Here is a 20246-nt window from a genome sequence, read left to right as displayed (position 1 = left end):
TTCCTTTATTTTTCAATCAAAAATAAAACAAGAGTAAACATTTATACCCTTGTTTTATGCTATTTTATATTAGCTATATGAAAACTAAAAATCCTACATTTTAACAATCGATTTTATGCTAGGATGAAATTTTTTCGAGACAAAGTTAGTATACTTCTCTCATACTTCCTGTATCCACATCATAGACAGCACCTGAAATAACCACATCATCAGGAATCAGTGGAGATTCTCGAAGCAATTGCATATCCTCTCTCACACTCTCTTCAACATCCTGGAATGGTAAAAAATCTTGATCAGACACATCAACCCCGAGCTCGTTTTTCAAATGTTCATGAAAACTTTCATTTTGAAAGGTTTGAGCTCCACAGTCTGTATGGTGAAGCACCACGATTTCTCTTGTCCCCATTTGTTGCTGGGAAATCACCAGTGAACGAATCATGTCCTCAGTTACTCGACCACCCGCATTCCGCAAGATATGGGCATCCCCAAGTGCTAAACCTAGAGCTTGCGCGACGTGTAGCCGTGAGTCCATGCAGGTCACAATTGCTACTCTTGTTTTCGGCTTAAGTGGCAGATTTAACTGCCCATGAAGGGCAACATAAGCCTGATTGGCTTGCATAAACTGTTCAAAATACGACACGATTCCCTCCTTAAAAATTTGATAATCAAATATTTCTCTTATCTTATCATTTTTAAGAGGATTTGTCACGGATTATGCAAAGACCTTTTTCAAAACTTCCTGAATCGTTGTCACACCAATAACTTCAATTTCCTTAGGTGGAGTGATTCCTGTCAAGGAATTCTTGGGTACATAAATCTTGGTAAAGCCCAGTTTTGCCGCTTCATTGATACGTTGTTCGATACGATTCACGCGTCGAATTTCTCCGGTCAAGCCCAATTCTCCCACAAAACATTCCTGAGGATTGGTAGGTTTGTCCTTGTAACTCGAAGCAATGGCAACCGCAACAGCCAAGTCAATCGCAGGTTCATCCAATTTGACACCGCCAGCAGATTTGAGATAGGCATCCTGATTTTGCAAGAGAAGCCCTGCTCGTTTTTCCAAAACAGCCATAATTAGACTCGCACGATTGAAATCAAGTCCTGTCGTCGTTCGTTTAGCATTTCCAAACATGGTTGGTGTTACCAAAGCCTGAACCTCCGCCAAAATCGGACGCGTCCCTTCCATAGTTACCACGATTGATGAACCAGTGGCTCCATCCAAACGCTCTTCTAGGAAAACTTGACTCGGATTGAGCACCTCAACCAAGCCACCTGATTGCATCTCAAAAATGCCAATCTCATTGGTCGAGCCAAAACGGTTTTTGACTGCTCTCAAGATACGGAAGGTATGGTGGCGCTCCCCTTCAAAGTAAAGCACTGTATCCACCATATGCTCCAACATACGCGGACCAGCCAGAGTACCTTCCTTGGTCACATGACCTACGATAAAGATGGCAATGTTATTAGTCTTGGCCAGCTGCATGAGTTCAGCTGTCACCTCTCGCACTTGAGAAACTGACCCTTGCACTCCAGAAATCTCAGGAGACATACTAGTCTGGATAGAGTCGATGATGAGAAAGTCTGGTTGGATGCGCTCTACCTCAGCTCGAACGCTCTGCATATTTGTCTCTGCATAGAGATAAAACTCACTATCAATATCCCCCAAGCGCTCTGCTCGTAGCTTGATTTGCTGGGCAGACTCCTCCCCACTAACGTAGAGAACCGTACCCACTTGAGACAACTGGATTGAAACTTGTAGGAGAAGGGTTGATTTCCCGATTCCTGGATCCCCACCGATAAGGACGAGACTTCCTGGTACCACCCCGCCTCCAAGTACACGATTAAATTCCTCCATCTCGGTCTTGGTTCGATTGACATTGATAGACGTTACTTCAGCCAGTTTCATAGGCTTGGTTTTCTCACCTGTCAAGGACACACGCGCATTTTTGACCTCGGAAACCTCAACCTCTTCTACAAAAGAAGACCAAGACCCACAGTTGGGACAACGTCCTAGATACTTAGGTGAATTATATTCACAATTTTGACACACAAATGTCGCTTTTTTCTTTGCGATGATAAACCTCTTTCTAAATCTCTACCTCACACTCAATCACTTGGCAAAAATCAATCTTCTCGTCTGGTACAAATTGGCGCATGAGCATTCGATGAGTGACAACTACCACAGTCTGGTAGTCTCTATACTTAGCCATACATTCTAGAAACCGAGACTTCATTTCCGTAGCTGTCTCATATTGAATAGGACTATTAGGAAGCAACTCCCCCTTGTTTTCTAAAAACAGAGTACGTGCTTTTTCAAAGTTCTCTATACCTGTTTCATAGACCTGCCATTCATGCAATAAGGGTTCTACTCTCAAAGGAAGGCCAGTAGCACGAACCACATAAGATGCAGTTTCTAAAGCCCTAGTTACTGCAGAAGACACCAGTATATCAGCTGAGCCAAGCAAAGGATTTTGGCAAAGTTCCTGAGCTTGTCGCCTTCCTTTCACAGACAAAGGAGCCAAATCTAATCCAAAGCCAGTGTAGGAACACTCCTCTAACTCACGGTAGTCTGGCTCTCCATGACGTACAAAGATAATCTTCATCTTAGTACCCTGTTGATCCAAATCCACCTGTCCGAACCCCGTCTGCCTCATCTCCGTCTGCAATTAAGAAAGGCGCAAAGACAGCCTGAACCACACGTTCCCCAACTTCGAGAACCACTTCCTGGTCAGTAATATTTTTCATCTGAGCAAAGATATGTCCCTCATTCCCAGGATTGCCATAATAATCCCCATCAATAACGCCAACAGAGTTAATCAAGACTAGACCCTTCTTACGAGGGTTTGAAGAACGGTCATAGAGATAGAGCACTTCTGTCGGTTGCATATAAGCCTTGACCCCAGTTGGAACGAGGACAATCTCCCCTGGAGCAATCACAGTGCGTTCCGCAACCTTTAAGTCATAGCCAGCCGCATGAGCTGTCTCACGCTTGGGCAATAAATTTTCATCTGTAAAACTCGAAACCAATTCAAAACCACGAATTTTCATATTTTTCTCTTTTCTATTATCTTTTATTCTAGGCTATTTTATCTTATTTATTCGAAAAAAGCACGAAAAAAGAGCACACAATTCACACTCGCTTAGGGCTGCTGGATTCCTCCCCTGACCCGCTTCACGCAGAACTGTTGCTCCACTATTTATTATACCACATTCCCCTCTGTTTTTAAAGAGAAATTATTTTTTCCGTCGATTTCGGAAAAAATCCTGCATAATCGCTGCACACTCACTCTCCAAAACTCCCGTTTCAACCTCTACACGATGATTAAGACGCTCATCTGTCAAAATATCGTACAAACTTCCAGCTGCACCAAATTTCTGATTCTTAGCCCCGTAGACTACGTTTGGAATACGGGCAAGCCCGATTGCCCCACTACACATCACACAGGGCTCAATAGTCACAAAAAGGGTACAATCTAGCAGACGCCAACTTTCTTCACTCACGTTCGCATTCTCTATGGCCATGATTTCTGCATGCATAACCGCCCGTTGCAACTCCTCGCGCGCATTATGCCCCCTACCAATGATTTCTCCATCCTTGACAATGACACAGCCAATTGGAATTTCATCGTGTTCCAGAGCAATTTCTGCCTCCTTCAAGGCCTCTCTCATGAAGCTTTCTTTTTCTTCAACTGTATAATTCATCAATTTTTCCTTTTCCTACTTGTCGATTCTATTATTATATCATGATTCTCAAGACAAAAAAAGCCACCGAATGCGGTGACTTAATAGGGAGATTATTATGAAAAAGGTAAAATAAAATCTTATTAAATCAACTCTCTTGGAGGGTGTCCCCTCCAACTCCCCGACCTCTGGACAAGGTCTATTTTTTTGGAAAAGAATTTAAAAAAACTTCATCAAAACTATTGACATTATACAACTTTAGTTGTATAATAGATACATAAGGTTAAGGAGGAAACCTTAGACAAGGAAACTAGTAGAAAGGAAAACAAAATGTTTAAGTTCAAAAAGAAGCCACTCAAAGTAAAAACAAATAAGCTAGTAGTCAAAATAAACTTATTTATAATCAGCTTTGAATGGCACATCGAATTTGGATAGTGAAAAATCACTATCCACCCCTTCGGGGGTGTACTTAAATTATAACAGGAAAAACAATGAAAGTAAATCTAAAAATTAGAAAAACCACCAAGCGTGAAAAAGTTGAATTTATTATTGGACTTTTTCTACTCCTATTTGCAGTTTGGTATTTTATGAGGTAATATATGTCAGTAGATATTAAAGCTATCCGCTGGCTTTTAGACAACGCCACAGCCTATGCTATCAGCAAAAACTGTGGCGTATCTATTCAGGCAGTAGATAAGTATAAAAACGGTGTATCAGATATTATGAACATGCGTTTAAAACACGCTATCAGCATGACTTCTTACGCCCATACACTACAAGAAAAACAGTGAGTACCATCACTGTTTTTTCTATTTTGAGCAAACAAAAAAACCGCAAGCCTAAGCCTGCGGTTAGTGTAATCTATTTGAAAGCCTTTCTTTTTTTTATTTTTCTTCTTTTTGTTTGTCAACGACGGTCACAAGACCATCTGGTTCGGTTTTGAATGATGGATCTGTGTGTAATTCACCGTTTGCCTTCAAGTAATACCAGCCGTCACCTGATTTGACGAATTGTTTAGATAACATATATCCGTCTTTTTCTTCCATGAAAAACCAGGTTTCACGATATTTAACCCAGCCAGTAGCCATACGACCATCTGATTTGAAGAAATACCATCGATGATTGAGGAACATCCAGCCTGTGACCATTGCCCCACGTTTATCAAGGTAGAACCAATCTTTACCATCGTTGAACCATCGGTTGATTAGACAGTATCCACGGTCATCAAAGTAGAACCATTCGTTGTTGATTTGTTTCCAACGGTTTGTAGGATAAGAGCCGTCTGACTCCTCCCACCACCAGCCCGAAGCATTTTGGCGCCATCCAGCTTCAGTAGAGATACCACCTTCGATATCTTTCTTGAATTGCTCACGACTGATACCCCACTTAGCTAAGTAAGGATACGGATCAACATGGTCAGAGTAGTTTCGAGGTTGATTATATGTGCAATACTGATGTGTCTTGATGCCTGCTAGACTGTCAGAGTCAAGCGTTTTCGGAATCCCTGCTTCATCAGCAAGGTTTCGCAAAAGCTCAACGTAAAGCTTATAGTCACGCATGAACTCTTCCTTAGTTTCATGACTCTCAATTAACTCAACTTGGCCGTATCCTTCAACGTTCCAGCCACCACCTACATCGTAGGCCCCCATGTCTGTGTACCAGGTTTGCATCACACGGCCGTTGCCGACAACGTGCGAGAAGAAGCCTGAATCCACTGGGCGGCGCATGTGGTAGTCTGCTTCATTTTGGGCAGTTGAGTTAGGATTACCCGTTGAGTGAGCGTGAATCTGACGATAAGGTTGTTCTCCTACCTGTGGCAAATCAGTCCTTAATCTACTTGTATCAATATCCATGATTACTGTCCTTTCCACGCATCATTCATCTGCTTAACTGCTGACTCGACAAATGTATCTAAGTCCTTGTCAGTCATGCTGATGTTGTATTTGGTTAGCTCGGCACGAATTTTCGTGCGGGCTTGCTCAAGCTTCTCTTCGCCTTTGTAGCCTGTCTCAGAGGCGACCTGCTCAACTGCATTGACTGCGTTCTTAGCAAGGATTTGGACGATTTTGATGGTCTTTTCTCCGCCTTTTTTGATAAGGAAATCCTTAATGGCTTTGACTGCGATACCAGCCAAAACAGTCAAGATTCCAGTAGCTGAAGCGATAATGATTTCAGTAATTTGTTGCATGTGTTATTCTCCTTTGTTTTTATCTTCGTCTTCGTCTTTTTCAAACAAGCGTTGAAATGCTTTTAAAATCGGCTGAAAAAGAGTAACATTTCCTTTTAACTTGCGGTAATTTTCAATAAGGGATTGAAATGTGAATGCGATGTATCCAAGGTAAATTGAATACAAGAATGCGAAGCCCGTCTTCTCAGGCAGTAGGACAGACATCGGGATAAGAATCATCAGCAAAAGGACCCCTAAAATTTTGCGAAGGAGTCCATTAATGCCGATTTTGCTCTTATACTCGATGTCAGGGTTTGCGATAGCAGCAATCGTTCCAGTCAAGAAATCAATGATTTCCATCGAAACAATCAAAGCTAGAGCGTACAAGACCAATCCGTCTTCGGTCTGGACGACGCTTCGAAAGAAATTGAAAAATTCGATTTGCATACAACCCCCTTACTCAATCCGTGGCATTACGATGGTCAGAATACCCTTCTGCAACATCTCAGCAAGAGGTTGTTCTTTGTAAGTATAGCCCTCTGATTCCTGCATCTGGAATTTCAAGATTGTTTGTGTTTCTTTTGGCCATTTTGGATTCGTATCGTACGGATAAGGCATTGATACAATATCGCCGTTCACATAGCGACGGTCTTTAACAAGTGGCTTGATGAACTGCGCAACCTTGCTGTAAGTGTTCGTTGGCATGCCACCATTCTGTCCAATTGCAAGTGCGATGAGGACCTCAGTAATCGCTGATACGCTATCGATGTTCTCTTTGTTCACAGTCAAGTCTGTATTTGTTTTCGCAAGAGTCTGTACTGCTTGTTTAATCTCAGCTTGAGCCTTCACGATTGCGGAGCCTGGGTCTAGTTCAGACTTGAGAACATCCAACACCGCTTGAATCAAGACATCCTCTTGTTCATTCGTGCGATCTCCTTCGAGTTCACGCATGTTCGTACTGTAACGGGTGCCTTCTTCTAAACGGATTTCAACCACGGTCTTGATATTATCACCCAAACCTCTCGTATAAGGCTTGCCTACGAGTTCGTAATTATTGATTGCCATTTGTCATTTTTCCTTTCACTTCTTCGAATTTCGCTTTGAGCTCTTCGTCAGATTCGATGATTTGCTTCATCTGCTCAAGTTCCATAGCGGTTACTGTGTATAGTGCTTCTAACGTAGCTGATTGAACAGCCGCTTTGCCGGCATTTTCACCAAGCGAGTTAATCGCTAGTCTGCTGATTTGTTGGTCTTTTTCATTCATGCTGTTTTCTCCAATTTTTCTATTTTGTGATTAAGTTCTTGAATGGCCTTAATGAGATAAGGCACAAGTTCAAATGTTCGATATGAGTATGCTCCGTCTGGATTCTCGTAGAAAGCTTCAGGAACATATTTTTGGACATCTTGCGCCATGATACCACAAGAGATATCTTCAATTTTGCCATCGTATTCTTTGCGGTAGCTATACGTCTTGAGTTGCTCGATAACATCAAGGCCTGAGACTGCACTATCTTGGATATTGTGTTTATATCGACGGTCAGATACGTCTTTATTCATCGGTATCCAGTCGTAACCTCCGCCAGAATAGTAAAGATATAAGTGACCGCCATTTGGATCAATGCTTGAGTATTTTGGTGATGAAATCCAGTAACCAGATTTTCCAGAATCCTCATTTTTATAGAAAATATTACCGGTTACTTTTAGATTTCCGTAAATAATGGGAGTATTCCAAAAATACGCCCGATTGTAACAGAACATTTCGCCAGAACGTTTTACGTACCAAGCATATTTGCCAGGTTTTCCCCAATCTTCACCCCAGTTGACCCATAATGCCGTTTGCGACCATTGACCATAGCCATTACTCATACCAACAGAGAATTGATCTCTACCCGTCAACCAGTATACAGACGCATCTTTTTCATGTGTACCAAGCTGGAATCCACCGATAAACCCTTTATACCCTTCGAGCAAGGTAGCAGATACTACTACTGACCGCAACTTGTTGATGAAAGCTTCTTTAGCAGCAAGCGTATCCGTGAAGATGTCACTTGAAACGAACAACCGAGCCATTGCTTTGTCCATAATCAGCATATCAGCTGTGATAGTCTTTGAACCAATAACCTCAGCGTTCAGTTTCGCAAAATTACCCTCACCGACAAATAATCGTTTGAAATATCCATCAATTGCAGTGAGTTCATCAAGTAAGGTCTTGCCCTTGAGCCTAATTTTCTCGGCTTCAATCAGAATTTGATTGTTCGTTGCATTGATTTGTGAAATGATTGAACCTGCGCTAGTCAAGTTCTTGACAGACCACGAACCATCAAGTTGATTTTGAATAGTACGAACAGCTTCATCCGTTTCCATAGTCGCGTCTTCAGGAGCTGGTTGCCATTTGCGGTCAGTCGTGCCTTCGTAGAAATCAAGTTCTGTCATGAACAATCCGCCCCATTTGTTAGGATTGTTACGGTCGTACTCGAATTGCAGATAACATTCATCAAATTCACCGACGTTAAAAGTAATGGATTTTTTGACCGCTTTCATATTATCAAAAACGGGTCCATTAACCCATTTAGGCTGACCGTTAAATATCAGCAATCTCTGTTGATAATCAAGATTTGAATCTTTCACACGTTTACTAATATAGACCTTGAAATATTTTGAGTTATTGTCGAAACCTAAAATGTTCAACGTATAATCAGTATTTCGCTTGACAATGAAACGTGGACTTTTAACGACTGCCCCTGGTCGCAATTCAAACATGCGTTTTTGACCATTGAAGTAGTAAGTATGAGCTGTAAAACTCAAACGACCATTCCCTTCTGTCCAATATTTCAGACCGTAGTCCGCTCTCGAATTTCGGAGCATATTCGGACCGCCAACATTGGCATACTTGCCGACTTCAACCTGAAACAACTGATTCGTCAAAGTCATGCGAGCGACCTTCTCAGCAATGTCAGATTCACTACTACCAATAATGCGCTCATAGAGCTTACTAGTCTCTTGCACTCGTTGAAAGTCGAGCAAGTTAGCCTTATTATCAAGTTGAGATGTAATGCTATCAAATCGCTGTATAAAGCCCTCTGCGGTCTTTTGGAATTCCGTTCTAGTCGCTAAGATATCGTCCTTCGTATCAGAGCCTAGCTTCGTGAATGACTCTGTCAGACCTTTGATGTCCTCTTTAGTTGATCTACGAAACTCAGCATGGTCAAGTCTGAACTTCCTGAAGTTTTTATCCAGATTGTTTGTAAAATCTGTTTCTGCCTTAAATAAGTCATTGAACGACTCTTTCGCCTTCTCAATACCTTCTTTTGCTTGCTCGCTGATACGCTTGGCTTCTTCAGCAAGTGAGGTACTAGCGCCCGCTTTCGTTAAGGCTTCATCAGCCCTGCGCTTGGCTTCTTGCAATGGACCGTTATCAAAGCTGTCGAAACGCTGATTGATAGTGTCAGACAGTTCTTGCTTGACTTCTTCGGCTCTGGCTTTGGCCAATTCAATACCGTCAGAAATTTCCTGTCTGAGCAATCCAGCCTTATGATCGAAGTCTAAGTCAGCATTTTGAATAGCCTTTTCAAGGGCAATTTCTTGTGCGGTTCCTGTCACACCAAGGATTGCATCAGCTGCGCTAGATAAGCCACCAGAAGCTCTAGAACCACCAGTTCCTGCCTTATCATCAAAAGTCAGAGAGATGTATTCTTCCTTCAAAGCGTCGAACTCATAAGCAATAGCTTTCTTGAATGCATCGACATTGTGTTTCCAGCTCTTGAGGTTGACCGTATCCCCCATGTGAACAACTTGCCCATCAAGTTCATAGGCTTCAATCTTGATAGCATCGGAAACCTTGTCAATGCCCTCATTTGAGAACTTAGCCTGTGCCCACTTCTGCAACTCTTCAACAGTTTTAGCATTGTTGTTCTCATACTCTTTTTCATTGATATAAGGGTATGAGTTGATAAGAGGACTATCAACAGTCACTCTGATAGTCGTTTCTTTTTCAGCGCCTTCAGGTTTAAAAGTCGACTTTGCGTGAATTCTTGTGACAACATTCTGACTGTTTTTTGTGCGTTGGTAGTCCTTCAGATTTTTGTGCGTTGTAATAACAACACCACGATTCTCGCCACGACTCTTCTTGACAGTCATCGCAAAGTTATCACGAACCAGCTCACCTTCCCACGTCCCGACGATACTATGCTTGCCATCAAGCAATACAGAGTACAGAGTTTCTGTTTCAGTCGTATTGAAGGTCCTACGGTCTTGGATATCGCTATTGAAAGAAAAATCTCCCAAAGCGGTTTTGGTATTTTGAACCATGCGAGAAAGGGCCATGCTACAGCTCTGACTAGTCACACTCACTGGTGTGATAGAACGTTGCATCACATCGTCTGAAATGTGATAGGCTGTGATTTCCAGATGATCATTGTGTTCAACAGGTTTCTTAATGCGAAATAGCTGCGCACCAAGAACAGGAGTCGGCGCTTTTATCAACATATCTTCTTGGATGAGCTGATAAATACCAGAATCAGAAATAGGATATTTCACAGTTAGGGTGAAATCGCCATTCATAGTTTCTTTCACAATCGCCGAAGTCGCTTCATGAAGTGGCTCCCCGTTCCATCGAACAGTTCTCAAATCTTTATTAAGTAGATAAAGCAATTATGCCCACCCCCAAACCGTCTCGATTTCAAGCGATTGAATACCTTGACCTAGAACAACCCCAACATTCTTCACTTTCGCTGGATCAACTGTGATAAAATCTCCTGACCATTTCACTGGCTTCCCTGTTGTCGTTTTAAAACTTGGATTGTCAGGATTATTGACCATCACAAGCGATTCTGATAGCTTTTCAAGCCTAATGACCTGACCAGCGATTGTAAACGAAGTCTCAGAAGCGCTCTGACCAACGATTGTGATTTTAGGAAAGGCAAGAGCAGAACCTTGAACGGTCAAGGTCCCACTTCTTGTCAATCTCTGTGTATCGGTGCCTTTAAAGTATTTTGTAGGGTGGCAAGTGAAAGTTGCTTTAGTCATATAAAGACCAGGTTGCACTTCTTCAAGGTCGCTCACATTGGCCTTATAGCACCAAAGACGAGTTGTTTTGACTCGCTCACTTTCTAACCAGAACTTCTCACGGATGAACAGACTCATAAATTGGTTCATCTGTTCTTCAGTAGGTTTGACCAAGTAAATCGTATAGTTTTTCTTGACCAATTCCCTATGTTTGTTCGTCTGAACGATTGCTCCACTGATACCACCATGCTCCAAAAGGGCTGTCTTGCTCTCTCCTAGAGCAATTGAAGGAGAATCATGGACAATGACTTTAAACGGAAAAGACGATGTTCTCACACCGTCAATCACAAGCTCATTATGCTTTATCATGTAAACCCTCCTCTCAATTGTGTCTTACGTTGCAACTCGTCAGCAATCCTCTGCGCTACCTCATCAGCAATACGAATGATGTCAGCTTCTTCTCTGATAGTATTACCACTAATGGTAATGTTTATGGTTGGTGAAGTTCCGCCCATAGTCTGAGCGATGCCTCGACCGATAGCACCAAGTGTTTTGTCATTAAGTGGTAATACTGCCTCATTCCCAGCTTCACCACCAACCATAAGGTTATTGCCATTCATTCCAAAAATGGTTGGTTTCGTCATGATACCGCCCTTGGCATACCATTCAATGCTGATGCTTGGCACCCCTTGGCTCAACCAATCTAATGGGTTGGCCGAACCACTTACAGAGAAGTGAGGTAGTGGGATGTGTGGCCAACTAATGCTGAAGTTGAACAATCCTTTGATGGTATTGATAGCCGTACTGACAAGGTCTTTCGCCCCGTTGATAGCACTACCAATAGAATTTTTAATCCCGTTCCACACACTTGATACTGTGCTTGAAATGCCATTTAATACGCTTGATACTGTTCCTGAAATACCATTCCACACGCTTGATACTGTGCTTGAAATAGCATTCAAGGTATTTGATATAAATGACTGTATCGCTGAAAAGATAGTTTGAGCCACGCTTTGGATTCCTTGCCATACAGTAGAGAATACTCCCTTGATGCTTTCCCAAGCCCCTGACCAGTCACCAGTGATAATTTGCATGACCGTTTGGATAATGCCAAGAACCACGTTTATCGCAGTATCAACAACTGTCTTGATAATTTCCCAAGCGGTCGTGATGACAAGTTGAATATTATCCCAAGTGGCTTGAATGAGTGGCCCTAGATAGGTCATGACTGTGTCTATAACAGCTGAAATAGCATTCCAAACAGTCTCAGCACTTGCTCTGATAAGTTCCTGATTCTCCGTCCACCAAGTAACAACTGTCCCGAAAATACTCATTACAAAATCAGAAATCTCTGACACAACCGCGTTGATGACCTCAAGAATCGCATTCCAGACAGTTGTTACAGCTTCTCTGAATCCTTCGTTTGTCTCCCAGAGGTATTTTAAAACGATTATTACTCCTGCAACCGCAGCAGCAATCGCTAAAGCTGTTCCAATAATTGGAAGAGCAGCTGTAATCATTGCACCAATCGAAATTTCTAAAGCAGTTGCGGCCGCTTGTAGTGTTAAAAATATAGGGACAATTACACCTACAATAGCCACCACAGTACCCATAATAACCACAAATTCTTTAATCGGACCAGGTAAACCACTAAACCATTCCGCAAGATCTTTAACGATATTTCCTAACATTTCAAAAACAGGGGCAAGGACTTCAGCGATTGCAGCCCCCAACTCTGACATGGCCAAAGTAACTGAATTCTGAGCTGTCTTGAATTTATCTATTGGATCTAATGTGTCTTCAAAAGTAGTGCTAACTGTGCCAGCGGCATTCTCAGCTGTCCCAGCAAAGAGTGTGAAATCAAAAGTCCCGCGTTTAATAGCATCAATCATTTGTGGTGCTTTTTTTGCTCCAAAAATCTCCATAGCGAGACCCATTGCTTCTGTTTCTTTGCTCGTATTTTTTATTTTTTCAATGGTTTCTATAAGGCCTTGTTTTAAAGTCTTGCCTTCTTTTGCATAGGTTCCAGCAGCTTTAGTCATTCCTGATAGAGCAGCAGAAGCATCTATCCCGCTAGCTTCAAAATTTCCTAAAAGAGCTACCCCTTCATCAAAAGATAAACCAAGCATTTTAATTTGAGGTGCACCGTCAATCGCTTTTTTCATTAAGTCATCAACAGATACTCCTGTCAACTGTGCGATGTAAGTCGTTGAATCGAGTACTGTCCCCAAGTCTCTAGTAGACAATTCATAAGCTTCCAATGCCTTGCTTGCTGAAATTGTTGAATTGGTAATGTCCGTTCCATTGATTTCAGCAAATTTTATCATCTCCACAGACACATCTTTGAGCGCATCGCCGGTCAATCCAAATTGTGTATTGACCTCCCCAACCGCTTCGCCAGCTTTACTGAAGTCTGTTGGAATTGTTGTTGCGATACCTGAAGCAATATCTTGCATTTCTTTCAAGCCATCGCCAGTCGCACCAGTTTTTGTGACGATGGTATCCATACCCTCATCCACTTGTCGAAAGGCTTCAAGGGCACTCTTTCCGAAATCAACTAACTTTTGACTGATGTCGGATAGTTTTTCAGAAAATTGATTGAGCAATTCAGCTTTTAAGAGATTGTTTGTCTCGCTTAAGGTTCCGCTCGCTTGTTTCCCAGCGCTTCCAAGATTACTCATCTCTTGAGAGAGATTCGAGTAAGCTGTTTTAGCTTGATTCAACTGCGTTTCCATCTTATTGGCTTCAGCTGAATTTTCACCATACTCTTGCTTTGTAAGAGCTAGTTGTTTTTCTAGATTTTCAATCTGCCGAGCAACAATATCAGATTGAGCTCCAATTCTTTTCTCAGCAAGCGCCAACTTGTCAGCTTCACTTGCATTAGCTCCTAGCTGACTTTCTTGCAATTTGAATGAACTGACTACTTTTTCATTCTCGCTAGCCAGTTGCTTCTGCTCATTTTGCAATTCTTTTAATTGGTTCTTGTTGTTCTGAGTAGCACTCCCATTCTCAGCAAGTGCCTGGTTGACATTAGCAAGTTTGCCTTCGTAACCTTTAAGGATATTCTTGGTAGTTTCAACTTCACGTTGAAAAGCTCGGTACTGATCAGCACCGATATCACCATTTTTGAACTGCTGTTCTACCTGAGACTGAGCTTGTCTCAAAGTTTCTAGCTTCTCCTTGGTCGTCGCAACTTGCTTTTGCAAGACTTCTTGCTTCTGAGTCAGAAGCGTCACATTCCCTGTATCAAACTTTAAGGCCTTGTCAATCTGTTTCAACTCCTGACTTGCATCAGTAGCAGCCTTATTGACATTTTTCAGGGCCTTTTGTAAGGGCTGAGTGTCGCCATCGATTTCAATTTTGATACCTTTGATATTTCCTGCCATATTTCCTCCTTTCACAAAAAATAGAAAAGCGCTGAGAGAACTTCTACGACTGATAATGCAGTTAGGACAATGAACTTGACCTCAGAATTACTATCTCAGCACTCATTTTTTCTTTAAAAACTGTCAAAATCAGCTTGCGTGGCCTTCCGTTCCCCACCTTTGTCCTCGCTCCGTAAATTCACATAATCCGTCTGATAATCTAGAGCCATTCCGATTGATATGTGCTTTAGATCATCAATAGACAGACCAGTTTCTTTACAGCAGGATAAGTAGGACTCTACTGTAAAGATTTCTTCGCTAGCTGATTCTGATTCATCTGGTGCTTTTTTGTCGTCATGCTCGCATTCAGCATTTCCATCAACACAGGACCAACTTCCTGAATAGGAAAGACTTCCATTTCCATGAAAAATTGTTCATAAGGCTTGATGTGAGGATTTGCAGATTTAGCAAAGGTCCAAAAAAGACGGTTGAAAAAGGTCATGTCAAAATCTGATAACATCGAAACGTCAATATCAGTTGCCGTCAACTCTTTATCATTTTCCAGCTTGTTCAATTCATTCATGAATGATTGATTTTTCAACATTGAGAACAAATCTTGAAAATAATCTTTCCCAAATTGTTGCTTGTAGGCGATAGGAGTATAGCCATTAGTGCCCAACTCATACTCCTGATCACCAACCAAAACGATTTTACGCATAGATTTTCTCCTTAAGCTGCCACCGCAGTAGGTTCATACACTTTCTTAAACCAGTTGTCATAAATTTCCTTATTATCAGCTGATGTGATAGAACGTTTAACAACTGAATCCAGAGGACGAGGACTTGCTTTAAAGCCAAGTTCACGCTCGTTGACGTTTGTACCATTTTTGGTTTTTGAACCATTGCCTGGACGGCTCGCTGAACAGTAGTAAAGGACGTGACGTGTTTTATTCTTGTCCCCTGAAAATTCAAACATCAAGGCAAATGATGTGAATTCTGCATCAGCTTTTTCAGTCAAAACACCCGTCTGAGCATCTTTGATTTCACCCAAAATCTTAGTCGCAAACATTTCAATAATGTGAGAGATTTTGAATTTCCCTTCATACCCTTCGTTTGAGTTCATGAAGTGATAATCGATATCGTCTGCTTTGATTGGTGTTGATTCACCCTTTGGATCCAATGTCAATTCCATTGCTCCAGGAAAGCGGAAAATTTCATCGTAAGCAATCACTCCATCTGCACCAATTGATTTGATTGGCGCAACGTGAACATTTTTTAAACCAAAGGTTACTTTATTTTCTTGAGTCATGTCATTCCTCCTTAGTATAGATAGACTGTATAAGACTTGACATATAGTCTTTCAGTCTCGATAAATGTTTCTTCTTGAACATCGAAAAAGAGCTCGTGGGTTGTCCACAGCTCTTCCAGACGTTCTTCCAAATCTTCATCCTTACTCTCAAAAGCCATCTCAACTGTCACGCTCTTAATCTGATGATTAACCGTATTGTCAGCTGCATTGATGGCTGGACTCGATTCATAATAGACCAGGTAAGGTAAGTCAGGAGCGTTCCCAATTTTAAACGCTCGATAAGTGACAGGCAAGTTTGCCTGTTCCAAAATAGCAGCAAAGTCTGATAGCTTCATTTCCCAATCTCCTTGATACGCTTCTCAAAGTTCTGAATTGCTTTTTCTTCAGCTGGCTTGATGTGAACGATACCAGCGACACGGCCACCATTTCTTGAAAGGTGCCCGTTTTCAAGTATGTGAGTAAGACTTGCGACTGCGTTGAACACAACAAAAGAGCCATTGGCTAACTTCTTCTTTTTCCAACTTCTACGATACTTTCCGTACCGTTTCGGACTTGTCTCTTTCAACTCATCCACAGTCTCATCAGCCACTTGCTCTGCAATCTTATCCACTTCTTCAGTAACCTCATCAGAGTAAGCTGCAAGCTCTTTCGCTATCAAATCAGCAAGGTCATTACTCATTTCAAGACCTCTGACAAAGTCAACTCTAAAATTTCAGAATCGATAGGATAGGTTTTCAAGATACGATATTGCTTGCCTTCAAATTTCGCAAACTCCTGATTCTCATACTCAAAATTTCGAATCTCAACGACCAAGCTTGGTTTTAGACCTGCCTGATTTGCTTGATAAAATTCAGAGCGAGTAACCTTCTTTTTACGACACAAGAGAGTAACTTTAACATCTTCAGAGATTGGTTGTAGTAACTTGTCCTTACCTGTGACTTTTTTAGAGATCAGCGTGATTTCATGATTCCACATTCTTGACCTCTTTCTTTGATGCTATCTGTAAATTATGCAGTCGCCACTGAAGGTGACGTGGCATATCCACCCCACCCTCATAGCGATAAGCAGCATAGTCAACGATAAACATTTCATGGTCAGTACGCTCACCAACAAGCTCGATACCGAGATTATCGGTCAATTCAGTGATGACACTTGAAATGATTTTTTCTAACGGCTTGTCTCTCAAGTTAGTTGAAATACCCAGCTTGAGTTTCAGCAATTTCAAAAGCTGACCTTCGTCCATGTTTACTCCTCAACTTCCTTAGTAGGCTCTTCAGTAGTTTCCTCAACTGTTTCTTCCTGCTCAACTACGGGCTCTTCCTTTACTTCTTTTGTTTCAGGAGCTGGTTTCTTAGGTTCATCCTCTCCAAAAACCTCAAGGAAGATAGAGCCAGCAGTGTTGGCGCCAGTCAAAAGGCCGTTGGTAAAGCTATCTGTGGGCTTATATCCCTCACGAGGAAAGATATCGCCAACAGCATAGTCATGTTTTTCAGAATCAACCAAGTCCTTGAAAGGACGAATTACTTTATAGCTCATACGCTACCTCCTTAAGCTACAACATCAGTGTAGGTTCCGAAGAATCCAGCTTCTTCATTTACTTTCTTAATATCCAAACGGATAAAAAGCCCAAGCAATTGTCCGTAAATATCATTGTTCACCCATTTAACGGATACTTGAGCACGGTCAAACTCTTTGACGAACTCGGCGACATCTCCGATGAAGAATTTCATGTCTCCTTCGTTTCCGAACACTGTGTCATCTACTTTGTAGATTGTTTTCCCACCAAATGAGTAGCCAGTAGGTGAAGCCACATCAGTTTGAAGCATGTAGCGCCCATCTTTGTCCTTCACCTTGTCAAGCGCAGCAAACATTGACTTAGTTACAACGATGCTTGCTTTATAAATTGATTTAAGCTTCTTGTTGTAGATATCTTTAATACCATCAAATCCAGCCGCATCTGCTTGGGTAGCTGTTTTAAGGACAGCTGTAACTAATGACAATTCAGTGTTTTCACCTTGATTGAACACTTCGTCTTCAACAATGGACATGATGTCATAGTCTGCGTCGTCAATCATTTCTTGTGACACAGGGATATATCCACGGTAAGTCTTGATTGAATAATCAATCTCGCTGATTGCTGGTTTTCCGAGTTCTGGATTTGATTTCAATTCATCTGTTGAAACCATTACACCATCCGTTTTCTTGATAACTGGATATTTACCAGATCCACTGTTAACTTTCACACGTTCCACAAGATCCAAAAGTGGATTACGTGTTTTGTTAACAAAATGAGGTTTCAAAACTTCAGTAGGGATTAAAGCTGCGCTTCCTGAATCAGTAGTTTTCAAGCCTACGATGTCGCGAGTTTGACCAGTACGAATGTATTTAGCGATTGCATCACGTTGTTCCAATTTCTGTCCTCCACGTTTTTCTTGACTTGGGTAAGTCGGTGCTTTGCGATTCAATTCTTCAACTTGATTTTGCAAATCTTCAATTTCTTTTTCAAGTTGTTCTTTTTCTGCCAATTTATCTTCCAATTCTTTTTTGATATCTTCCAGCTTCTTTTCAACTGCTGAAACTTCTTCATCATTTCCAGCTTGATCCAATTTCTTCGCTTCAAGTTCAGAACGCTTGTTCAATTCTTTGATTGATTCTTCAAGTTCCACCACTTTTTCTGCTTTGTTGCGCATACGAGCGCCTAAAATCAATGATTTGTGCATATGTTAAATTTCTCCTTAATTTCTTTCTTGCGCTTGTCCAGCGCTTCACGATTAGCACGCTGTTGACTTTCAAAGTCTTTCTGTCGTGCAGCGATTTCCGTTTGTGGATAGGCTGGGAAAGTACATGGACTCACTTCAAAGATTTCTAATTCTAAGATAGTGTCCAGGTACGAACCATCTGCTTGCTCTTCCGTATTGATTTTGATTGGGATGAAACCAAAGCTACATCCAATCACATCACCACGCTGAACACGAGCATAGGCCCCAACAGCTTGCGGATCATCTTTGTTGATGATGATATCACCGTAAAGTCCAATTTCATCAACTCCCAAAATGACCGTTCCATTACCAGTCCGACCAAGCACCAAACTATCATCATGGTTAAATAATGCCCTGATGTCGGCTCCTTTGATGGCTTTTTCAACACCCTCACGTTTGATTACCTCAAAGTAACCCGGCCATAATTCAGTAACTTCATCGAACTTGATAAAGTACCCGCTCAAAATCAAATCACCAGTGTCACTTTCTTCTCGTGTCTTGAACTGAGCAGTACGATAACTATTCCGTTTGTTCATTCTCTTCCTCACCTCCTTTCAACTTCTTCTGGTCCCCAAGTCTGTCTTGTGGGATATAGTTCTCAAGAGCAAGGAGCTCATCCATATCAGGATCTGGTGGCATCCCAAGCCAATCCCTCCACTCGTTTCGACGCATTGCCATACTTTTAGTCATCTGTTCAGCAACTGAAGATAACTCTGTAATGTCATACGAATATAGCGAGCGAGCATTAAGTTTGAAATACCGATTATTTGAAACGAGTAAGTCTCTTGTTAAGGTCTGAGTGATTGTCGTAGCAATGCTCATGACCGTTGTATTTACAAAGTTGTTGTATTCTTCTTTGTAAAAGTTACCAACTCCCAAAATAAAAGCTGGCACTCCCAAAAGCCCAGCAACTGTTTTCTTGTCAATTTCAACAGATTCATTGATAGCAATGTCTTTCAGACTGAGTGGCTTGACCTGTTCGACACTCAACAAAGCATCAGGAATAATCCATGGCTCACCAGCTTGACTCGTGCTAAGATATTTCTTAGCGACCTGGTCACGTCCCTCTTGTGTTCCTAATTCCGCACTTGAAGAATCAACCTTAACAATTAAGCTAGGAACGTTCTTGCCACTCATAAACCCTTTTTTAATTTGAGTTGCAAGGTTTAAATTCCTAACAATATCCCTCAGAGCAAGTCTGTAGCCAGTTCCTACAAATGGATTGTCTGGATCTGGGTTGATTACAAAGTGCACGATTTCGCTTGGGTTGTAGTCGATACCACGATAATTCACGATGTAACCAACATCATCACTTTTGAAAGAGACCTCACTCATTGTGAATGGTCTCAAGTTCAAAATATAATCATTCACAGGATCATACTCAACATGAAGAACTGAATTTCCGTCACCAAATAGCAACAGGTCACGCACAATCTTGAAAATCCAAGTTTTGCGAGTCATATTGTCGCATGGGTTTACGTCAATCTTGCGAGCCAGTCCGTCTTTTATTCTGATATCACCTTTGTCGGTATTCTCCATCAAATGAATGGTCATATTTGATACCATGTCAGCAATCTTATTGACCGCAGCAATCACATCAGGATTGCGGGCCAAAGGCACATAGCTATCACCGTCGATATAAAGACCAAAATCTGAATGAGTGATAACATTCGTTCCACTTCGACTCTTACCACGTTTCAAAAACCTATCTAAAAGCCCCATCTTTACTCACCTCCTTTCTAGCGAAAATTATTTTGAAAAAGTGAATCAAAGTGTTTGTTTCTTACGATATTCTGACTGACATCAACTATTTGTTTATCCCAGTTAACTGTTTCAGCCCTCAAATCTTTCGTATAGCTTTGACGAACGACTACTTCTTCCCCGTTTAAAATTACTTTAACTCGCCCTTTATTAATTAGCACATTAATTTCATGTTCTGATAAAACTATTTCATTCATAATT

Annotated in this window: 25 protein-coding genes and 1 other RNA gene; 1 reads left to right on the top strand and 25 read right to left on the bottom strand. The window is 41.5% G+C overall.

What is annotated here, in order from left to right; all coding sequences use genetic code 11:
- Window positions 1-145 precede the first annotated feature (145 nt).
- The 6 genes from ACLV7H_RS00380 to tadA form a co-directional block, all read right to left on the bottom strand.
- The gene (locus ACLV7H_RS00380; RefSeq protein ID WP_162279191.1) at window positions 146-640 is read right to left on the bottom strand and encodes a beta-class carbonic anhydrase; all 495 of its coding nucleotides are present in this window, start codon (window positions 638-640) and stop codon (window positions 146-148) included.
- A 72-nt stretch (window positions 641-712) separates the two neighbouring features.
- Window positions 713-2074, bottom strand: coding sequence for a DNA repair protein RadA (gene radA, locus ACLV7H_RS00375; RefSeq protein ID WP_411867061.1), 1362 nt, complete (start codon window positions 2072-2074; stop codon window positions 713-715).
- 13 nt (window positions 2075-2087) lie between these two features.
- A complete protein-coding gene (locus ACLV7H_RS00370; protein WP_411866057.1) occupies window positions 2088-2654 on the bottom strand; it encodes a histidine phosphatase family protein in 567 nt (188 codons plus the stop codon).
- On the bottom strand, window positions 2605-3048 hold the full coding sequence (locus tag ACLV7H_RS00365) for a dUTP diphosphatase (RefSeq protein ID WP_045593764.1): 444 nt from the start codon (window positions 3046-3048) through the stop codon (window positions 2605-2607). Before ACLV7H_RS00365 ends, ACLV7H_RS00370 begins: the two co-directional genes overlap by 50 nt.
- A gap of 59 nt (window positions 3049-3107) precedes the next feature.
- Window positions 3108-3202, bottom strand: an RNA gene (gene ffs, locus ACLV7H_RS00360) — signal recognition particle sRNA small type.
- Between the two features lie 32 nt (window positions 3203-3234).
- Window positions 3235-3702: a tRNA adenosine(34) deaminase TadA gene (tadA, locus tag ACLV7H_RS00355; RefSeq protein ID WP_411866056.1), complete on the bottom strand. Its 468-nt coding sequence runs from the start codon at window positions 3700-3702 to the stop codon at window positions 3235-3237.
- Between the two features lie 578 nt (window positions 3703-4280).
- Here tadA and ACLV7H_RS00350 point away from each other — a divergent pair.
- On the top strand, window positions 4281-4472 hold the full coding sequence (locus ACLV7H_RS00350) for a hypothetical protein (protein WP_000109864.1): 192 nt from the start codon (window positions 4281-4283) through the stop codon (window positions 4470-4472).
- A 93-nt stretch (window positions 4473-4565) separates the two neighbouring features.
- Here the strand turns inward: ACLV7H_RS00350 and ACLV7H_RS00345 are convergent, their stop codons facing one another.
- From ACLV7H_RS00345 to ACLV7H_RS00255, 19 genes are all read right to left on the bottom strand, one after another.
- Complete coding sequence (locus ACLV7H_RS00345; protein ID WP_411866055.1) at window positions 4566-5534, bottom strand: autolysin; 969 nt, start codon at window positions 5532-5534, stop codon at window positions 4566-4568.
- Window positions 5535-5536: 2 nt separating this feature from the next.
- Entirely contained in the window at window positions 5537-5869 is a 333-nt protein-coding gene (locus ACLV7H_RS00340) for a phage holin (RefSeq protein ID WP_411866054.1), read from the bottom strand.
- 3 nt (window positions 5870-5872) lie between these two features.
- Window positions 5873-6295, bottom strand: a complete 423-nt coding sequence (locus tag ACLV7H_RS00335) for a phage holin family protein (protein ID WP_411866053.1) — start codon at window positions 6293-6295, stop codon at window positions 5873-5875.
- Between the two features lie 9 nt (window positions 6296-6304).
- Window positions 6305-6913 (bottom strand): hypothetical protein, encoded by a 609-nt coding sequence (locus ACLV7H_RS00330; protein WP_411866052.1) that lies wholly within the window; start codon window positions 6911-6913, stop codon window positions 6305-6307.
- Complete coding sequence (locus ACLV7H_RS00325; RefSeq protein WP_411866051.1) at window positions 6900-7112, bottom strand: hypothetical protein; 213 nt, start codon at window positions 7110-7112, stop codon at window positions 6900-6902. Before ACLV7H_RS00325 ends, ACLV7H_RS00330 begins: the two co-directional genes overlap by 14 nt.
- Window positions 7109-10498 (bottom strand): phage tail spike protein, encoded by a 3390-nt coding sequence (locus ACLV7H_RS00320; RefSeq protein WP_411866050.1) that lies wholly within the window; start codon window positions 10496-10498, stop codon window positions 7109-7111. The genes ACLV7H_RS00325 and ACLV7H_RS00320 overlap by 4 nt, the downstream gene beginning before the upstream one ends.
- A complete protein-coding gene (locus tag ACLV7H_RS00315; RefSeq protein WP_411866049.1) occupies window positions 10499-11221 on the bottom strand; it encodes a phage tail protein in 723 nt (240 codons plus the stop codon).
- Entirely contained in the window at window positions 11218-14238 is a 3021-nt protein-coding gene (locus ACLV7H_RS00310; RefSeq protein ID WP_411866048.1) for a phage tail tape measure protein, read from the bottom strand. The genes ACLV7H_RS00315 and ACLV7H_RS00310 overlap by 4 nt, the downstream gene beginning before the upstream one ends.
- Before the next feature lie 277 nt (window positions 14239-14515).
- On the bottom strand, window positions 14516-14935 hold the full coding sequence (locus ACLV7H_RS00305) for a hypothetical protein (protein ID WP_411866047.1): 420 nt from the start codon (window positions 14933-14935) through the stop codon (window positions 14516-14518).
- Between the two features lie 11 nt (window positions 14936-14946).
- The gene (locus tag ACLV7H_RS00300) at window positions 14947-15525 is read right to left on the bottom strand and encodes a major tail protein (RefSeq protein WP_015997064.1); all 579 of its coding nucleotides are present in this window, start codon (window positions 15523-15525) and stop codon (window positions 14947-14949) included.
- A gap of 11 nt (window positions 15526-15536) precedes the next feature.
- A complete protein-coding gene (locus tag ACLV7H_RS00295) occupies window positions 15537-15860 on the bottom strand; it encodes a hypothetical protein (protein WP_049505449.1) in 324 nt (107 codons plus the stop codon).
- Window positions 15857-16204, bottom strand: a complete 348-nt coding sequence (locus ACLV7H_RS00290) for an HK97 gp10 family phage protein (protein WP_000063884.1) — start codon at window positions 16202-16204, stop codon at window positions 15857-15859. The genes ACLV7H_RS00295 and ACLV7H_RS00290 overlap by 4 nt, the downstream gene beginning before the upstream one ends.
- Window positions 16201-16500, bottom strand: coding sequence for a phage head closure protein (locus tag ACLV7H_RS00285; RefSeq protein ID WP_049505450.1), 300 nt, complete (start codon window positions 16498-16500; stop codon window positions 16201-16203). Before ACLV7H_RS00285 ends, ACLV7H_RS00290 begins: the two co-directional genes overlap by 4 nt.
- Window positions 16487-16768, bottom strand: coding sequence for a hypothetical protein (locus tag ACLV7H_RS00280; protein ID WP_411866046.1), 282 nt, complete (start codon window positions 16766-16768; stop codon window positions 16487-16489). Before ACLV7H_RS00280 ends, ACLV7H_RS00285 begins: the two co-directional genes overlap by 14 nt.
- A 2-nt stretch (window positions 16769-16770) precedes the next feature.
- Window positions 16771-17061, bottom strand: a complete 291-nt coding sequence (locus ACLV7H_RS00275) for a hypothetical protein (RefSeq protein ID WP_411866045.1) — start codon at window positions 17059-17061, stop codon at window positions 16771-16773.
- Window positions 17062-17072: 11 nt separating this feature from the next.
- The gene (locus ACLV7H_RS00270) at window positions 17073-18245 is read right to left on the bottom strand and encodes a phage major capsid protein (protein ID WP_411866044.1); all 1173 of its coding nucleotides are present in this window, start codon (window positions 18243-18245) and stop codon (window positions 17073-17075) included.
- Complete coding sequence (locus ACLV7H_RS00265; protein WP_411866043.1) at window positions 18230-18820, bottom strand: HK97 family phage prohead protease; 591 nt, start codon at window positions 18818-18820, stop codon at window positions 18230-18232. The genes ACLV7H_RS00270 and ACLV7H_RS00265 overlap by 16 nt, the downstream gene beginning before the upstream one ends.
- The gene (locus tag ACLV7H_RS00260) at window positions 18804-20006 is read right to left on the bottom strand and encodes a phage portal protein (protein WP_411866042.1); all 1203 of its coding nucleotides are present in this window, start codon (window positions 20004-20006) and stop codon (window positions 18804-18806) included. Before ACLV7H_RS00260 ends, ACLV7H_RS00265 begins: the two co-directional genes overlap by 17 nt.
- A 17-nt stretch (window positions 20007-20023) precedes the next feature.
- Entirely contained in the window at window positions 20024-20242 is a 219-nt protein-coding gene (locus tag ACLV7H_RS00255) for a hypothetical protein (protein ID WP_411866041.1), read from the bottom strand.
- Window positions 20243-20246: the final 4 nt, after the last annotated feature.

Origin of the sequence: Streptococcus oralis (assembly GCF_965111685.1) — a bacterium.
Lineage (GTDB): Bacteria > Bacillota > Bacilli > Lactobacillales > Streptococcaceae > Streptococcus > Streptococcus oralis_B.
The sequence above is the reverse complement of the archived record's forward strand: the minus strand, read 5'-3'. Positions and strand labels throughout refer to the sequence as shown.

What these genes read in the sequence shown, in the direction of transcription:
- ACLV7H_RS00370 (WP_411866057.1), bottom strand. Translation starts at nt 2,654, where the DNA reads ATGAGGCAGACGGGGTTCGGACAGGTGGATTTGGATCAACAGGGTACT.
- ACLV7H_RS00365 (WP_045593764.1), bottom strand. Translation starts at nt 3,048, where the DNA reads ATGAAAATTCGTGGTTTTGAATTGGTTTCGAGTTTTACAGATGAAAAT.
- tadA (WP_411866056.1), bottom strand. Translation starts at nt 3,702, where the DNA reads ATGAATTATACAGTTGAAGAAAAAGAAAGCTTCATGAGAGAGGCCTTG.
- ACLV7H_RS00350 (WP_000109864.1), top strand. Translation starts at nt 4,281, where the DNA reads ATGTCAGTAGATATTAAAGCTATCCGCTGGCTTTTAGACAACGCCACA.
- ACLV7H_RS00345 (WP_411866055.1), bottom strand. Translation starts at nt 5,534, where the DNA reads ATGGATATTGATACAAGTAGATTAAGGACTGATTTGCCACAGGTAGGA.
- ACLV7H_RS00340 (WP_411866054.1), bottom strand. Translation starts at nt 5,869, where the DNA reads ATGCAACAAATTACTGAAATCATTATCGCTTCAGCTACTGGAATCTTG.
- ACLV7H_RS00335 (WP_411866053.1), bottom strand. Translation starts at nt 6,295, where the DNA reads ATGCAAATCGAATTTTTCAATTTCTTTCGAAGCGTCGTCCAGACCGAA.
- ACLV7H_RS00330 (WP_411866052.1), bottom strand. Translation starts at nt 6,913, where the DNA reads ATGGCAATCAATAATTACGAACTCGTAGGCAAGCCTTATACGAGAGGT.
- ACLV7H_RS00325 (WP_411866051.1), bottom strand. Translation starts at nt 7,112, where the DNA reads ATGAATGAAAAAGACCAACAAATCAGCAGACTAGCGATTAACTCGCTT.
- ACLV7H_RS00315 (WP_411866049.1), bottom strand. Translation starts at nt 11,221, where the DNA reads ATGATAAAGCATAATGAGCTTGTGATTGACGGTGTGAGAACATCGTCT.
- ACLV7H_RS00310 (WP_411866048.1), bottom strand. Translation starts at nt 14,238, where the DNA reads ATGGCAGGAAATATCAAAGGTATCAAAATTGAAATCGATGGCGACACT.
- ACLV7H_RS00305 (WP_411866047.1), bottom strand. Translation starts at nt 14,935, where the DNA reads ATGCGTAAAATCGTTTTGGTTGGTGATCAGGAGTATGAGTTGGGCACT.
- ACLV7H_RS00300 (WP_015997064.1), bottom strand. Translation starts at nt 15,525, where the DNA reads ATGACTCAAGAAAATAAAGTAACCTTTGGTTTAAAAAATGTTCACGTT.
- ACLV7H_RS00295 (WP_049505449.1), bottom strand. Translation starts at nt 15,860, where the DNA reads ATGAAGCTATCAGACTTTGCTGCTATTTTGGAACAGGCAAACTTGCCT.
- ACLV7H_RS00290 (WP_000063884.1), bottom strand. Translation starts at nt 16,204, where the DNA reads ATGAGTAATGACCTTGCTGATTTGATAGCGAAAGAGCTTGCAGCTTAC.
- ACLV7H_RS00285 (WP_049505450.1), bottom strand. Translation starts at nt 16,500, where the DNA reads ATGTGGAATCATGAAATCACGCTGATCTCTAAAAAAGTCACAGGTAAG.
- ACLV7H_RS00280 (WP_411866046.1), bottom strand. Translation starts at nt 16,768, where the DNA reads ATGGACGAAGGTCAGCTTTTGAAATTGCTGAAACTCAAGCTGGGTATT.
- ACLV7H_RS00275 (WP_411866045.1), bottom strand. Translation starts at nt 17,061, where the DNA reads ATGAGCTATAAAGTAATTCGTCCTTTCAAGGACTTGGTTGATTCTGAA.
- ACLV7H_RS00270 (WP_411866044.1), bottom strand. Translation starts at nt 18,245, where the DNA reads ATGCACAAATCATTGATTTTAGGCGCTCGTATGCGCAACAAAGCAGAA.
- ACLV7H_RS00265 (WP_411866043.1), bottom strand. Translation starts at nt 18,820, where the DNA reads ATGAACAAACGGAATAGTTATCGTACTGCTCAGTTCAAGACACGAGAA.
- ACLV7H_RS00260 (WP_411866042.1), bottom strand. Translation starts at nt 20,006, where the DNA reads ATGGGGCTTTTAGATAGGTTTTTGAAACGTGGTAAGAGTCGAAGTGGA.
- ACLV7H_RS00255 (WP_411866041.1), bottom strand. Translation starts at nt 20,242, where the DNA reads ATGAATGAAATAGTTTTATCAGAACATGAAATTAATGTGCTAATTAAT.